We start from the raw sequence: 14,968 nt of genomic DNA on the forward strand, positions 1-14,968 counted from the left end.
AGGCGCGCCCGCTTATTCGCCGGAAGTGCCGGCAACCGCGGCGCGCTGCCAGACGCGGTGCGTTTCCAGCAGTTCCAGCACACCGGAGACCACATCGGACGCGCCGTCGCCGGTGACCACACCCGGGGTGTCCGGCCACGTCGGGTCCAGGACGTCCCGTCCCGCGCCCCACGCGCCGATCGCCTTGGCGTGGCGGTACGCCTCGCGCAGCAGCCGACCCGCGCGCGGGTCGTCCGGCGCGGACGCCACCAGCACCGCGTCGAACTCCACCGAGCGCGTGGTGAGCAACGTGCGCTGCGCCTGGAGGTTGCCCTCCAGCTCGCCGCCGCGCGGCGCGATCACCAGCGGCACGCCGCCGGCCGCGAACACCGCGTCCCGCGCCTCGCGCACGCCGGTGAGGTCGTCACCCACGAGGATCCCGATGATCCGGCCCTCCACCGGCCACCGCTGACCGACCTGCGACAGGGCGGGGCTCGGCGTCACGTCGGCGGACGGTTCGCCGGACGGCGCGGGCAGCCCGATGTTGGCCGCGACCCGCTCGCACAGCTCGGTGTCGACGTTCGCCAGCACCGTCAGCGCGCGTTCCTTGATGGTCTGCTCGTAGCACTTGCCCAGCTCGAACGAGAACGCGTCCACGACGTGGTCCTGCTCCACAGTGGACAGGCTGAGCCAGAACAGCCTCGGCTGGCTGAAGTGGTCGGCGAACGACACGGGCGCCTTGCGCGCCCGCACGGACTCCTTGACCGGTTGCGGCACCTCGATGAACGCGCCGGTCGACGCGCCCGCCATGAACGGGCAGCCGCCGTCGAGCGTGTTCGGCTTGTACGGCGCCACACCGGCGGGCACGTTGTGCTGGTGGAAACCGTCACGCAGCATGTGGTTCACCGGCGCGTGCGGTCGGTTGATCGGGATCTGGTCGAAGTTCGGCCCGCCGAGGCGGGTGAGCTGGGTGTCCAGGTAGGAGAACAGCCGACCGGCGAGCAGCGGGTCGTCGGTGATGTCGATGCCGGGCACCAGGTGCCCCGCGTGGAAGGCGACCTGCTCGGTCTCGGCGAAGTAGTTCGTGGGGTTGCGGTTCAGCGTGAGCAGCCCGATCGGCTGCACCGGGGCCAGTTCCTCGGGCACGATCTTCGTCGGGTCCAGCAGGTCGATCCCCTCGAAGGTCTGCTCCGGCGTGTCCGGGAAGACCTGGACGCCGAACTCCCACTGCGGGAACGCGCCCGCCTCGATGGCGTCGGCCAGGTCGCGGCGGTGGAAGTCCGGGTCGACGCCGCCGATCAGCTGCGCCTCCTCCCACAGCAGCGAGTGCACGCCCGCCTTGGGCTTCCAGTGGAACTTGACCAGCGACGTGCTGCCGTCCTCCGCCACCAGGCGGAACGTGTGCACGCCGAACCCCTCCATGGTGCGGTAGGAGCGCGGGATGCCCCGGTCGGAGATGTGCCACATGACGTGGTGCGTGGCCTCGGTGTGCAACGAGATGAAGTCCCAGAACGTGTCGTGCGCGCTCTGCGCCTGCGGGATCTCGCGGTCCGGGTGCGGCTTCACGGCGTGGATGATGTCCGGGAACTTGATGCCGTCCTGGATGAAGAACACCGGGATGTTGTTCCCGACCAGGTCGAACGTGCCCTCGGTGGTGTAGAACTTGGTGGCGAAACCGCGGGTGTCGCGCACCGTGTCCGCCGAGCCGCGGGAACCGACGACCGTGGAGAACCGGGTGAAGACGGGTGTTTCCACGCCCTCGGCGAGGAACGCCGCCTTGCAGATCGACGAGGCCGTGCCGTAGCCGACGAACACGCCGTGCGCCGCCGCGCCCCGCGCGTGCACCACCCGCTCCGGGATCCGCTCGTGGTCGAAGTGCATGACCTTCTCGCGGAGGTGGTGGTCCTGGAGCAGCACGGGACCGCGCTCACCGGCCTTCAGCGAGTGGTCGGTGTCGTACAGGCGCACGCCCTGCGCCGTGGTCAGGTACTCCTCCTGCTGCCCGGCGTCCTGCGGCACGGGCCGCGGTGCGGCCTGATCGGGCTTGGCGGGCAGCGGCCCGCGTGGTTCGCCGGGCGGGACGAGGTCGGGCGCCTCGGCCGCGGGCGCACCCGGGATCGGGGGCGTGACCAGGTCGGAAGCCTTCTCGACGGCTCGGCCGACCGCGTCTTGGACGGCCTTCGCGAGCTTTTTCGGATCCACTTGTCCTCCTCATAGACCGGTACCGGGCGACTACCCCGCAAACCGGCGGCTATGCCGGCGCACCCCGATCGGACGACTGGGACCCGCGATTGTGGTGGTGCTCACGGGGGAGTAGCGTCAACCGTCCGGGCGTGGGTTGAGCAGCCAGCCTGCGTGTGGAAGGTCCACACGGGAGGTGCTGTGATCATTGTCGAGCCCGAGTGGCGCGATGACGTCGGAGTCGTGGGAGAGGTGGCGGTCGTCCACCTGTCCGGTGACATCGACATGGCCGTGGAGCGCGATGTGCTCGGCGACGCGTTGTCCGCGATGACCCCGCGAACGCGCACACTGGTGCTCGACCTGACCGACGTGACGTTCTTCGGCTCGCACGGCATCGGGATGGTGCTCGCCGCCCACACCGCGGCCGAGCGGCACGGGATCGGTTTCGCGGTGGTCGCGTCCAGCCGGGTGGTCCTCCGGCCGCTGGAGATCACCGACCTGACGCACACGGTCGCGATCTACCCCTCGGTGGCGGAAGCCGTGCACGGCATACCCCACCCGCGTTGATCAGCCGCCCGGAGCGGGGTGGGTGCGGTCGCCGAGGCGGTCCACGGCGTCGGGCGTGAAGGCACGTGCCGCGCGGCGTCCCTGCCGACGCGCCGGCCTTCGTCGCGGTGAACTCCTCCGCGCTGAGCCGCCGTTGCCTGATCGGCAGCCTGAGGACGGTCCGCCCGGCAGACGTCCCTCGCCTCACGCCTCCGACCCGGTCCGACCGCCGTTCGCGGTCGGTCCCGGGGTGCGGCTTCCCGGGCCGCCGCCCGACCGGGACACGACCCGGGCCGGACCTCCGCCAGCTGTGTCCGCAGTTCTCGGGAGCGTTGCGGCGTCTGGAGATTCGTCGGGCTACCGTGCACGGCCATGGGCCGCTATGCGCTTCTCGTCAGCATCGGCGACTACCAGGACACCCGCCTGGCCCGGCTCCGGTCTCCCGCGCAGGACGTGCACCGGCTGGCCGCTGTCCTGGAGGACCCCGACATCGGGGGCTACACCGACGTCGCGGTCCTGGAGAACGCGGACGACCACGCGATCCGCCGAGCGTTGAAGGAGATCGCCGACACCCGATCGCGTGAAGACGTCGTGCTGGTGTACTTCGCGTGCCACGCGATGGTGGACACCCGGCGCCGTATGCACTTCGCCGCGGCGAACACCGCGCTGGACCGTCCCGCGGGCACCGCCGTCCCGCACGCCTTCGTGCACAACGTGTTGGCGGATTCCCCGGCGGTCGGGCGGTTGTTGGTCCTGGACTGCTGCTTCAGCGGCATGTTCGCGGAGGGGTACGGCAGCCAACGCGGTCTCGACGCGACGACGGTCGACGTGGAGGGCGAGCGTGACTACGCGATGCTCTCCGCGACTAACTCCTTCGAGTACGCCTACGAGGCTGATCGGGTGGCCGTCGAACTGCCTCGGGCGTCGATGTTCACCGACGTGCTGATCGCGGGCCTCGCATCGGGTGACGCGGACCTCGACGGGGACGGGGTGGTCGAGGCCATCGAGCTGTACCGCTACGCCCACGACGAGATGCGGCGGCTCGACCCGAAGCAGGTGCCGCACTTCACGGGCCGGGCGCGGGGCGCGTCCATCACGGTGGCGCGCGCGGCTGGGCGGGTCTCGCGGCCGGTGGACGGGACCAGGGTGTGGTCGGTGGCCGTGGTCGAGCTGAATGGCGCGTCCGCGGTCGTGACCGGAACGGACGACGGCGTGGTGATGCACCTGCCCGACGGGGGCGAGGTCCGTGTCAACGGCCCGGCGGTGCACACGGTGGCGCACGTGCCGTCGATGGCGTCCGTGCTGTGCGGCGACACCACCGGTGCCGTGGTGCTCCGCCCGCTGGCGGACCTGCACCGGGGTGAACCGGTGCCCATGCAGCGCGTGCGGGTCGACCACGTCGTGACGGCCGAGTTCGGCGGTCGACTGCTGGGCGCGGCGGCGGACGACACCGGCATCTCGGTGTGGGACGTGCGTGCACGTACTTCGCCGCTCGTGTTCGAGCCGGGCATCGTCTCCGTCACCGCCTTCGCCACCGCCGACGACGGTCGCCCGCTGGTCCTCGCCGGCACGCAGGACGGCCACGTCACGGTGTTCAGCCTCACCGGGTCGCTGGTCGCGTCGGTCGGGACCGGCTCCACCGTGCACGGCCTGGCCGTCGCGGTCCTGGACGGCCGGGAGCACGCGGTCACCACCCACGCGGACGGTCTGCTGCGGGTGTGGCCCGTGGACGAACCGGCACGCCACGAGGTGGTCCACGACCACGGCGCGCCGCTGCGCGCGGTGGCGGTGCTCGACGACCGGCGCACCGCCGTCGTCGGCGGCGCGGACGGCCGGGTGGTCGCGATCGACCTGGCGACCGGCGACGTGGTGGCCGAGACCGACGCCGACCGGGGTGTGGTCTGGTCGATCGCCGGTCGCCGGTCCGCGCGTGGTCCCGAGGTCGTCGCGGGCACCGACCACGGGGTGTGGTCCTGGGAACCGCCCGTCGGCACGCGTGCGCCCCGGCAGCACGCGGGTTTCGCCGCCGACGTGGTCGCCGGCGCGGACCGGCTCGGCATCACCGCCGAGGTGGACACGCTGTGCGACATGATCCTGGCGCGGGAGGTCACCCCGCCGCTGTCGGTCGGCCTGTTCGGCGACTGGGGCACCGGCAAGTCGTTCTTCATGGCGCGGATGCGCGAGCGCGTCGACCGGCTCGCCGCGGAGTCCCGGCAGGCGGTGCTGGAGGGCGTCGACACGGCGTTGTGCTCGACGGTGTGCCAGATCGAGTTCAACGCCTGGCACTACGTGGACGCCGACCTGTGGGCGAGCCTGGCGGCCACCATCTTCGACGGCCTCGCGGCGACCGCGCCCGACGCCGTGTCGCGGGAGGTCCTGCGCGACCTGCCGTCCGTGCGGGAGCTGCGTGACGACCTGGCGGAGCGCCGCGCCCGGACCGGTCGCCTGCTGGACGCCGCGAACGAGGAGCTGGCGAAGGAGTCGCCGGTGGGCGTGCGCGACGTCCTCACCCGCGACCAGTTGGCGCAGGCCGCGGCGCAGGCGGCGGAGCGCGTGGACGACGTCCTGGTCGAGGCGGGCGTGCCCGAGGAGGACGTGAAGAAGCTCGACCTGCGGGCCATGACCGAGACGTCGGGCGTGCTCGGCCGCGACGTGGTGTTCGTGTTGCGGCGCACCAGGTGGTCGGTCCGCCTGGCCGTGCTCGCGGCGGTGCTGCTGGTGGTGGCGGGCCCCATCGTGGCGACCGCGTTGTGGAAGGAGCACCTGGGGCTGCTGGCCACCGGCGTGTCGGCCGTGGTGGTGTGCGGTGTGGCGGCGCTGCTGCTGGTGCAGGGACCGCTGAACCGGGCGGCGAAGGCGTTCGCCGTGGTCAAGGACCTGGTGGACGGCGTCGACGCACGCCGGCGCGCGCCGGCGGAGGCGCGCCGCGACGCGCTGCGGCGGCGGATGGCGGACATCGAGCGGGAGATCGCGGACCTCGACGCCCGGATCGAGGAGTTGGGGCGGGCGAACAGCGTCAGCGCGTTCGCGGTGCAGCGGCACGAGGGCGACCAGTACCGGCGGCACGAGGGGCTGGTGGCGACCCTGCGCCGGGACCTGGAGGAGCTGAGCCGCCGGCTCACCGAGCGCGGCGGCGGGCCGGCCGACCTGGAGCGGATCGTGCTCTACGTCGACGACCTGGACCGCTGCCCCGGCGACCGGGTGGTGGAGGTGTTGCAGGCCATCCACCTGCTGCTGGCGTTCCCGCTGTTCGTCGTGGTGGTCGGGGTGGACTCGCGGTGGCTGCTGCGTGCGCTCGACGGCTACCTGCGGGCCGACCCGACCGGCGACGACGTGCACGCGTCCACGCCGCAGAACTACCTGGAGAAGATCTTCCAGATCTCGCTGTGCCTGCGCCCCATGTCGGAAGCGGGGTACGCCGGGCTGGTCGACGCGAGCGTGGGCGCGCTGGAGGCGGCGGCGGAACCCGCGCCCGCGACGTCGACCGCACCGGTCGGGCAGGTGCCCGCGGCGCCGCCGACCCGCCTGGCGCGACGTCCCCGCCGCCGGGCGCGGGCACGCGTGACCGGTCGGCGGGTCCGCCGGTACGCGGAACCGGGCCGCGTGCGGCACGTCGGGTTCGACCCGGAGCGGCCCGCCGTGGTGTCGGTGCACGCCACCGGTGTGCTGGTCCGCTGGGACCTGCGGAGCGAAGGCGCGGACCGGGTGCGGAAGTCCGTTGCGGACGGTGGGATCGCGGTGGTCCACCCGCTGGTGGGGCGGCGGCTGCTGGTGGTCGGGTCGTTCGACGCCGCGGTGGTCGACGCGGTGGGCGGCGAGGTGGTGCACCGGATCGCGGGCACCGCGGACCGGGCGGCCGTCGCGTCGCCCGACAGCGACGACATCTCCTTCCACTGGGCGGAGGACGGGGTGACGCACCGGGTCGACGCCACCGCTTCCACGGCGTTGGTCGAGGGCGAGGCGGCGCAGACCGGGATGGGCACGCCGCTGGCGTTGACCGGTTCCTGGCGGGTCGACCGGGTGGACGACCACGTCGTGCTGCGGAACGCGGGCGGCGAGGCGGCGTCGGTGTCCTTCGCGGGTGCGGTGTCGGCCGTGATCGACCCGGTGGGGGAGCGGGTGGCGGTGTTCGACGGGCACGACGGCGTCGCGGTGCTCGATCTCGGCGTCCCCGACCGGTTGGCCGTCACCAACCCGGCGGCGGTCGTGGCGTTCGGCCCGCGCACCGCAGCCGCGGTGGCGCACGGGGAGGTGGTGCGCGTGTGGGACACCGCGACCGGGGACGACCTCGCGGAGATCACCGCCGACGCGGAGGTGACGGCGCTGGCGTTCGCACCGGACGGCGGCCGGGTGGTCACCGGCTCCGCGAGCGGCGTGGTCGAGGTGTGGGTGATCCGCGAGGCGCGGCCGAACGTCGACCTGACCGCTTCGGCGCTGCGGCTCACGCCCGAGGAGCGGGAGGCGATCATCGCGGTGCGGCCGTTCATCGGCACCCCGCGCTCGGCGAAACGGCTCATCAACACCTACCGCCTGCTGCGGGCGGGCCTGGGCGAGGCCGAACTGGCGGCGTTGCGCGCGGGTGAGCACCGCGTCGTGCTGCTGCTGCTCGCCATCCTGCTCGGCGTGCCGGACCGCGGCCAGGACCTGCTGCGCAGGCTGTCCGGTGACACCGCGGCGGCCACGTTCACCGCCCTCGTGCGCCGACCCGTCCCGCGACGGGGTCGCACCGCGGTGGCCCGACCGCCGGTCGACGCGTTCGCGCGCAAGGTGGTCGAGGTCGTCCACGGCACCGGTGTGCCCGACGACATCGACGTCCACCGCCGGTGGGCGGGCGTGGTGGCGCGTTACTCGTTCCGGACCGCCCACCGGTAGCCGGCCCGCTCAGCGCTGGGAGGCGGCGGCGTGCTCGTCCAGGGACATCGGGTGGCGGGGCGGGTGGTCCACGGCGGTGCGGCGGTGGACGCCCAGGTCGCCGTCCACGTGCAGCAGCTCGCCGGGCCGCAGCGCCACCCAGCCGGGGTCCTCGTCCATCCGCTCGGTGGCCACCACGACCGCGGGGTGCTCGGCCAGCGCGCCGGACCGCGCCCGGACCCGGCCCGCCGCGCTGGCGTGCTCCAGGTGCCGCCCGCCGTGCGGGCCACCGGCCGCGCGGTTCAGCACGAACAGGTCGTGGGTGTCCGGGTAGCGCAGCGCCCACAGCTCCGTCGGCGTGGTGAGGATGACGTTCACCGCGTACACGGGCAGGTTGTCGGCCACCCAGCGCGCGGCCGACGTGATCGCTTCGCCGACGTCACCCGACTCGTCGGCGTGCTTGGTGATCAGGGCGAACAGCCGTTCCGAGTCCGTGTCACCGGCCACCAGGTCGCGGTGGTCGCCCAGCTCGGCGTCCAGGGCGGGCAGGTCGCCGACGACGCCGTTGTGCGCGAACAGCCGACCGCGCTGCTCGAACGGGTGGGTGTTGCGCGGGTCTAGCCCGCCGGTGGAGGCGTACCGGACGTGCGCGAGGAACGTGGTCGACGTCCGCTCACGTGCCTCGTGCGCGAACTCGGCGTCCTGGTAGGCGGCTATCGGCTGCTTGTCCACGCGTGGCGCGCCGTCCGCGTCGAACACGCCGAGCCCGGTGCCGTCGGGTTCCCGCCTGCTCTGCCGGGCCAGGCTGTCCGGCGCTTCGAGCAGCCAGAACGTGGCACGCACCCGGCGTGGTGCGGCGGACATGCCGAACAGGCGGCACATCACGGACCTGCTCGTGGTCGACGCGTCACCCACCCAGCCAAGCACCACTCGCGCCGGCCCGCCCGGCGGCGGGTCAGGCGAGGAGAGCGTGCACCCCGGTGCGGCGCAGCAGGCGGGTCAGCTGGGCGGGCGGGTTGTCCAGCACCAGCGTGGCCCGGTGGCCCAGCGCCAGCTCGCGGATCATGAGCAACACGGACAGGCCGTAGGAGTCGCACAGCGTCATGTCGGCGCAGTCCACGACCAGGCGGGGCGCGGGGTCCTCGGCGGTGTGGTCGCGGAGCGCGTTCTCGGCCGCCCGGCGCAGCTCGTCGGCGGTGTCGTACGCGACGTCACCCGCGACGGCGATGGTGATGGTGTCGCCGTCGACCGGTGCGGTGGTGACGGACAGGGGCTGTTGTCTCATGGAGCGGTCGGCCTGCCTTCGCGGTGGTCGGGCGGCGCACCGGTGAGGCGGGCGCGGGCGTGTTCGAGGATACGTGTCGCACGCGGGAAGTCGTGCAGTTCCGCCACGAGGAAGTCCAGTGCCGGCGGCAGGAACACCGCCGGCACGCCGCGTGCGGCGAGGATGCCCGCCGTCCACACCACGAAGCCGCCGAACAACGCGTCGTCGTCCGTGTACAGCGTGGTGGCGAGGAACTCCACGATGTGGGTCAGGTCGTCGGCCGTGTGCCCCCGTTGGGAGTCGGTGTAGTGCCGCATGGCCGGGAAGCGCTGCTCCAACCGCCCGTAGACGGCTTCCACGAGCCTCGGTGTGGACCGCACGACCAGCGTGTACTCCTGGTCCTCCAGGTGCGGCAGGTCGTCCACGGGCTGCCCGGCCGGCCGCGGGTGCCGGGGCGGCCGGTCGGCGAGCAGGTCGGCCGCCGTGCGCGCGTCCGGCGCCCACAGGTCCGCGCCGAGCAGCCGCGCGTAACGCCCGTCCGCGCCGAACGCCGCGCCGCCCGCGAGCACGGGCACGCCGGCGGCCTGGCAGGCGGTGATCGCGGCGTGCGCGCCCGGCAGCCGGGTCGCCAGCGACGCGGACAACGCCACCAGGTCGGGCCCGGTGCGGTGCAGGTGCGCCACCAGGTGCGGTGTCGGCACCTGAGCGCCCAGGTAGTCCACGGCGAAGCCGCGCAGCTTGAGCACCTCGGCCAGCAGCCGGGCGGGCAGCGCGTGCCACTCGCCGTCCACGCACGCGACGGCGATCCGCGTGCCACCGCGCGGCCGGTCGCCCTCGCTGGTCAGCACGGTGACGATGCGGTCGTTGATGGCGGTCGCCGCGTGCTCCTGGGCCACCGTCAACCGGTTCGCGGCCCACTCCGCGCCGACCCGGGCCTGCACCGCGCCGACGACGTCCAGCAGCACCACCTCCCGGTCCACCCCGGCGGCCACCGCCGACCGCACCACCTGGACGGCGGCGTGCTCGTCGCCGGTGGACACCCGGTCCCACAGCGCCGCCACCGCGTCGCGCACCGGTCGGTCGTGGCCGGGCTCGGCCGAGGCGTCCGCGCGCGGCGTCACCCGGCGGTCCGGTCGTCGGTCACGTCGAACCGGCGCGGCGCGCTGATCGCCAGCAACGCGATGTCGTCGTGCTCGCCCGAACCGACCCAGCGCGACGCGAGCATGTGCACGTGCTCCGCGATCGCCTCGGCGGGCATACCGGCGCAGTCCTCCAGGGCGCGTTGCAGCCGTTCCTCGCCGAACATCTCCCGGCCCAGGGGACCGCCGTGCGCCTCGGTGATGCCGTCGGTGTACAGCAGGCACGTCTCGCCGGGGGCGAGGGTCAGCTCGGCGGTGGTCGCGTTGATCTCCGGCAGCACGCCGACGAGGGTGCCGGCTGTGTCCGCCTCCCGCACCTCGCCGTCGAGCCCGACGATCAGCGGCGGCATGTGTCCCGCGCTGGTCAGCCGCAGCCGCACCCCGTCCTCGACCCGCGCGACCGACGCGAGCACCAGCGTGACGAACCGGGTGTGGTGCGAGCGCAGCAGCGCGTCGTTGAGCATCCGCAGCACCCGCAGGTGGTCGTCGGCCAGCGGCAGCAGCGCCTGGAGCGTGGTGCGGACCTTGCCGGTCAGCACGGCGGCCTCCAGGCCCTTGCCGCACACGTCGCCGAACACGACCAGCGACTCCGCCGAGCCGTCGCGCGGCGGGTGCACGTCGTAGAAGTCGCCGCCCACCCGCTCGGTGTCCCGCGCCGGCTGGTAGCGGCCCGCGAACTCGACGCCGTCGATCCGCCGCAGCACGGGCGGCAGCAGGTCGCGCAGCAGCAGCTCGGTGATCTGGGCCTGCTGGGTGTACATCCGGGCCGCCGACATGGCCGCGCCCGCCCGTGCCGCGAACAGCCGGGCGAACGCCTCCTCGTCCTCGTCGAACGCGTCCTGCCCGGTGCGGCGCAGCAGCACCAGCGCGCCCGCCGGCACCCCGTGGCCGGGCAGCGGGGTGACCACGATCGACCCGACCTCGCCCATCCCGGGCGGGACCAGCCAGCTCGGCGCGGACGCCGGGTCGATCCACCGCGACGGCACGGGCGGGAAGCCCTGGAGCGCTTCGGCGAGCCCGACCACCTCGGCCGGGTCGACCTCCAGCACGGTGTGCTCCGCGCGCCCGTCGCGCACGCACGTGGTGATCGGGATGCCGCCGCGGGCCGTGCCGGGCGCGATCGTCACGGCGGCGTCCGCCAGGTGCGCGGCGGCCAGCTCCGCGGTGGTGCTCATGCAGCGGCGCGGGTTCAGCGACGTCAGCAGGGCGGACGAGATGCGCCCCAGCAACGCGGCCCGGTGCCGCTCGACGTGCAGCGCCTCCCGCGCCCGGCGCACGTCGGTGTCGTCCACCAGCCACCACGCCACGGTCCCGTCGCCCCGCACGGGGTGGGCCTCGAAGGTGCGCTCGCCGACCACGCCGGAGACGCCCGACGTGGAACCCGCCGACACCGCCCGCCGGTGGGCCGCGTCCAGCCAGCCGCCCACGCCCGCCGCGACCGACCGCCCGGCGTCCGCACCCGGGAACAGGCGGCGCGCCGGGTCGTTGACCGAGCGGATCACGCCCGCGGTGTCCGCGACGACCACCGGGTACGGCGCAGCGTCCCAGCGCCCGTCGGGCACGGGCGTCACCACACCGTCGAACTTCGCCATGTGAGCCGGGCTCCCAACCCCGGGTTGCCGCCGGTCCGCACGTCCGGGACCGCCCGGCCAGACCATTCGATCACACCGCCGCCCCGTCACCCAACCACGGCCGGGCACGGCGACCCGCCGGGGCCGCGGGTTCGCCGCGGAACACCAGGTCGGGGTCGTCGACCTGGTCGACGTCGACCTCGGTCGGCGTGAACCGCCAGTCGGCGGTCCGGAACTCCACCGAGTACCGGCCGATCGGCACGCCGCGCGTGCGGAACCGGCCGGACGCGTCGGTGAGTCCGCCGTACGAACCGCTGGGACGGCCGCCGACGATCCGCGCGAGCAGGCCAGGCAGCGCTTCGCCCGGGTCGAGCACGTGGTTGCCGTTGCGGTCGCCGTAGACGACGGCGGCGATGTCGCCGCGCAGGATCACCAGGGGCGCGTACGCGTCCACCCGGTTGTCGTCGGGTCGGGCGTCCGGCTCGTTCGACCGGGCGTCCGCGATGACCCGGACGATGTTGCCGCGCGTGGGGTCGGTGACCCAGCCGACGAGGCGCCCCTCGGCGGACTGCCCCGGTTCCAGCGTCCGGCCGGGTGGTCGGAGGCCCGCCCAGTCCGAGCTGTCGAGGTTGGCGTACGAGGTGACGTGGACGCCGGTCGCGGTGGTCGTGCCGACGTTGGTGACGGTGGCCCGCACGGCGACCGGTTCGTGCGCGAAGTAGGAGGTCTGCTCGAAGGTGACGGTGAGCCGGAGGTCGACGTCGTCGGCCCGTGCGGTGGCGGGGTGGGCCGAGGTCAGGAGCAGGGCGGCGGTCAGCAGGACCGACGTGGTCGAGCGGAGCATCGGGTGGACTCCTTCCCGGTCGCGGTCGACCCCTCAGCATCCTCTGTCGCGCACGAGCCGCCCAGGGCCGATACGCCTCAGCGCGTGGCACCCGCCGTGCTATACATGCACAAATTGCTATATGTCAGGGGGCGGAGTGCACGGGATCGAGCAGCGGGCCGCGGAGTTCGAGCGGCTGCACCGGGTGGGCGAGTCGGCCGACTGGCGGTACTACACCGCCGGCGAGGGCGAGACGGTGCTGTTGCTGCCGGGTGGCGCGGGCATCGGCATCGGCTGGCTGGACCTCGCGCTCGGGCTGCGGACCGACTACCGCACCCTCACCGTCGACTACCCGCCGTCCGCCGGGACGCTGGACGAACTCGCCGAGGGCCTGCTGCGCGTGCTCGACGCCGAGGGCGTCGACCGCGTGCACGTGGTGGGCCAGTCGGCGGGCGGGATGCTCGCCGAGGTGTTCACGCGGCACGCGCCCGACCGGGTCGCGTCCCTGGTGTTCAGCGGAACGGGCCTGTACGGCGCGGAGGACGTGGCACGCCTGGGTGCCAGGCTGGCGGCCATCCGCGACGCGCCGTGGGAGCAGACCCTGGCCGCGGCGCGTGACGCGTTGCGTGCCGCCTGGCGCGACTCGCCCGACGCCGGCTTCTGGGTCGCCCGCGTCGACGCCGCCTACCGGCGGTCGGGTCGGGACGGCCTGGTGAACTCGTACGCGGCGCTGCTCGACCTGGCCCACCGCTCGGCCGGGCTGCGCCCCGCCTGGCACGGCCCCGTGCTGGTGCTCGCCGCCGCCGACGACCCGCTGATCACGCCCGTCCACCGGCAGCGCCTGCTCGACCTGCACCCCGGCGCGGAGGTGCGCGTGTTCCCGGACGGCGGCCACTCGCTGCCGCTCACGCGCCCGGCGGACTACCTGGCCGAGGTGACCCGCCACCTGCGGGCAGCGGGCGCTCGGTGACGGGCTCGGCGCGTGGCGGTGGCACGGTGCGCCGGGGCGCGAGGTTGCGCTTCAGCAGGTCCTGCGACTCGGCCACGCCGATCGAGTCGGCGGGCAGCAGGCCGTCCGCCGCGCGGAGCCGGGTGAGCGCCGCGTCGACCGCCGCGTGGGCGGCGAACAGGCACGGCGTGCTGTAGATCGCCACGCCGACGCCCAGCCCGGTGAGGTCGGACAACGACAGGGCGGGCGAGCGACCGCCCGCCATCTGGTTGAACACCAGCGGTTTCGCGCCGCTCGCGCGGGCCACCGCCCGGATCGCGTCGGTGGACGGGATGCCGTCGGCGAGCACCGCGTCCGCGTCGGTGCCGGCGAACGCCGCGACGCGTGCGACCGCCTCCGCCTGCTCGGTGGCGTCGGTGCGGGCCACCACGAACAGGTCGGCGCGGGCGGCCAGGACGGCGTTCAGCTTGTCCAGGTACTCGGGCAGCGGGAGCACCTGCTTGCCCGCCACGTGCCCGCACCGCCGCGGCCGGCTCTGGTCCTCCATCACCACGCCGGACGCGCCCACCTGCTCCAGGGCGCGCACCACGTGGCACGCGACCTCCACGTCCACGTAACCGTCGTCGATGTCCACCAGCAGGTGGTGCTCCGGGAACGCCAACCGCAACCGCTGCACGAACCCGACCACGTCCGGCCAGGCGATGAAACCGATGTCCGGCAGGCCGTAGTGCGAGGCGGCGAGGCCGAATCCCGAGACGAACAACGCGTCGTAGTGCCGGGCGGCGATCGAAGCGGACATCATGTCGAACACGCCGATCACCGGCAGGGTCTCGGAACCCGCCACCGCCCGGCGGAATGCGCTCCCGTGGTCCACCACCCGAACCTGCCACCGATCCGGCATAGGGGTCGAGGTATCGGAAGGCTGATCGGGCGACACGTTCGGGGGCTGGGCGTCGGGCTGTCTTCACGCAAGGTACGTTCCGCGCGGAGCAGACCCACTTTCGGGCTCGGGAGGTCGCGGTGCAGCTGTACGTCCGGTTCCGGCTGGGCGGGCCCGAGCGCGCCGCCGCGGCGCCCGTCGTGCTGCGCCGGGCGTTGCGGGCCGGAGTTGCCGACCTGGTGGTGCCGGGCCTGGACGAGCTGGACCTCCTCATCACCCCGGGCGGCTCGATCACCGCCGCGGAGGGCGACGGCGGCGTGCACGCCGTTCGCTTCTCCGCCGCGCGCCGCCGGCTCACCGCCAACGTGGTGGTGCCCGCCTCGGAGATCGACGCCGCCTCGGCTCCGGTGGCGCCGGCCGCGCACCTCGCCGAACTGGCGCGCCGGGTCGCCGCCCGGTGCGCGCCGGACCGCGTCGAGGAGGTGCGTGCCGCGCTGGGCGGCGCGTTCCGGGACGCGGTCGCCCGCGCGGCCTGACGGCGGTCAGCCGAGGTTGCCGATGCCGACGATCTTCCAGTAGTGCGCGCACGCGGAGGCCGTGTCGCACCGGGCGTCCAGCGCCGAGGTGCCGGTGACCGTGCCGACGTTGAGCTTCCAGACGGAGACCTCGCCGGTGAACGCGTTGTACAGCACCAGGTCGTTGCGGTTGTCGCCGCTGAAGTCGCCGACCCCGACGATCTTCCAGTCGCGGGCGCAGCCGGACGGGGCGTCGCAGCGGCCGGAGAG

At 74.0% G+C, this 14,968-nt stretch carries 11 protein-coding genes and 1 pseudogene; 4 read left to right on the top strand and 8 right to left on the bottom strand.

What is annotated here, in order from left to right; translation table 11 throughout:
* Positions 1–12: 12 nt before the first annotated feature.
* The gene (locus tag KZQ38_RS25460; RefSeq protein ID WP_219445158.1) at positions 13–2,181 is read right to left on the bottom strand and encodes a catalase; all 2,169 of its coding nucleotides are present in this window, start codon (positions 2,179–2,181) and stop codon (positions 13–15) included.
* Positions 2,182–2,361: 180 nt separating this feature from the next.
* Here KZQ38_RS25460 and KZQ38_RS25465 point away from each other — a divergent pair, with 180 nt between their 5' ends.
* Both KZQ38_RS25465 and KZQ38_RS25470 read left to right on the top strand, forming a co-directional pair.
* Positions 2,362–2,727, top strand: a complete 366-nt coding sequence (locus KZQ38_RS25465) for an STAS domain-containing protein (RefSeq protein WP_219445160.1) — start codon at positions 2,362–2,364, stop codon at positions 2,725–2,727.
* A 351-nt stretch (positions 2,728–3,078) separates the two neighbouring features.
* Positions 3,079–7,578 (top strand): caspase, EACC1-associated type, encoded by a 4,500-nt coding sequence (locus tag KZQ38_RS25470; RefSeq protein ID WP_219445162.1) that lies wholly within the window; start codon positions 3,079–3,081, stop codon positions 7,576–7,578.
* Positions 7,579–7,587: 9 nt separating this feature from the next.
* Here KZQ38_RS25470 and KZQ38_RS25475 read toward each other — a convergent pair whose 3' ends face one another.
* From KZQ38_RS25475 to KZQ38_RS25495, 5 genes are all read right to left on the bottom strand, one after another.
* On the bottom strand, positions 7,588–8,472 hold the full coding sequence (locus tag KZQ38_RS25475) for a class II glutamine amidotransferase (RefSeq protein ID WP_308258585.1): 885 nt from the start codon (positions 8,470–8,472) through the stop codon (positions 7,588–7,590).
* 40 nt (positions 8,473–8,512) lie between these two features.
* The gene (locus tag KZQ38_RS25480) at positions 8,513–8,842 is read right to left on the bottom strand and encodes an STAS domain-containing protein (RefSeq protein WP_219445163.1); all 330 of its coding nucleotides are present in this window, start codon (positions 8,840–8,842) and stop codon (positions 8,513–8,515) included.
* Positions 8,839–9,942, bottom strand: a complete 1,104-nt coding sequence (locus KZQ38_RS25485; protein ID WP_308258586.1) for a cobalamin B12-binding domain-containing protein — start codon at positions 9,940–9,942, stop codon at positions 8,839–8,841. The genes KZQ38_RS25480 and KZQ38_RS25485 overlap by 4 nt, the downstream gene beginning before the upstream one ends.
* Entirely contained in the window at positions 9,939–11,552 is a 1,614-nt protein-coding gene (locus tag KZQ38_RS25490; RefSeq protein WP_219445164.1) for a PP2C family protein-serine/threonine phosphatase, read from the bottom strand. Before KZQ38_RS25490 ends, KZQ38_RS25485 begins: the two co-directional genes overlap by 4 nt.
* A gap of 70 nt (positions 11,553–11,622) precedes the next feature.
* A complete protein-coding gene (locus KZQ38_RS25495; protein ID WP_219445165.1) occupies positions 11,623–12,375 on the bottom strand; it encodes a carboxypeptidase-like regulatory domain-containing protein in 753 nt (250 codons plus the stop codon).
* Between the two features lie 121 nt (positions 12,376–12,496).
* Here KZQ38_RS25495 and KZQ38_RS25500 point away from each other — a divergent pair, with 121 nt between their 5' ends.
* Entirely contained in the window at positions 12,497–13,324 is an 828-nt protein-coding gene (locus tag KZQ38_RS25500; protein WP_219445166.1) for an alpha/beta fold hydrolase, read from the top strand.
* Here the strand turns inward: KZQ38_RS25500 and KZQ38_RS25505 are convergent.
* Positions 13,260–14,177, bottom strand: coding sequence for an isocitrate lyase/PEP mutase family protein (locus KZQ38_RS25505; protein WP_308258587.1), 918 nt, complete (start codon positions 14,175–14,177; stop codon positions 13,260–13,262). The genes KZQ38_RS25500 and KZQ38_RS25505 overlap by 65 nt on opposite strands.
* A gap of 146 nt (positions 14,178–14,323) precedes the next feature.
* Here KZQ38_RS25505 and KZQ38_RS25510 point away from each other — a divergent pair, with 146 nt between their 5' ends.
* Positions 14,324–14,719, top strand: a complete 396-nt coding sequence (locus KZQ38_RS25510; protein WP_219445168.1) for a hypothetical protein — start codon at positions 14,324–14,326, stop codon at positions 14,717–14,719.
* Positions 14,720–14,725: 6 nt separating this feature from the next.
* Here KZQ38_RS25510 and KZQ38_RS25515 read toward each other — a convergent pair.
* Positions 14,726–14,968, bottom strand: a pseudogene (locus KZQ38_RS25515) (FG-GAP repeat domain-containing protein); the annotation flags it as partial.

It is taken from the genome of Saccharothrix obliqua (assembly GCF_019375475.1).
Lineage (GTDB): Bacteria > Actinomycetota > Actinomycetes > Mycobacteriales > Pseudonocardiaceae > Actinosynnema > Actinosynnema obliqua.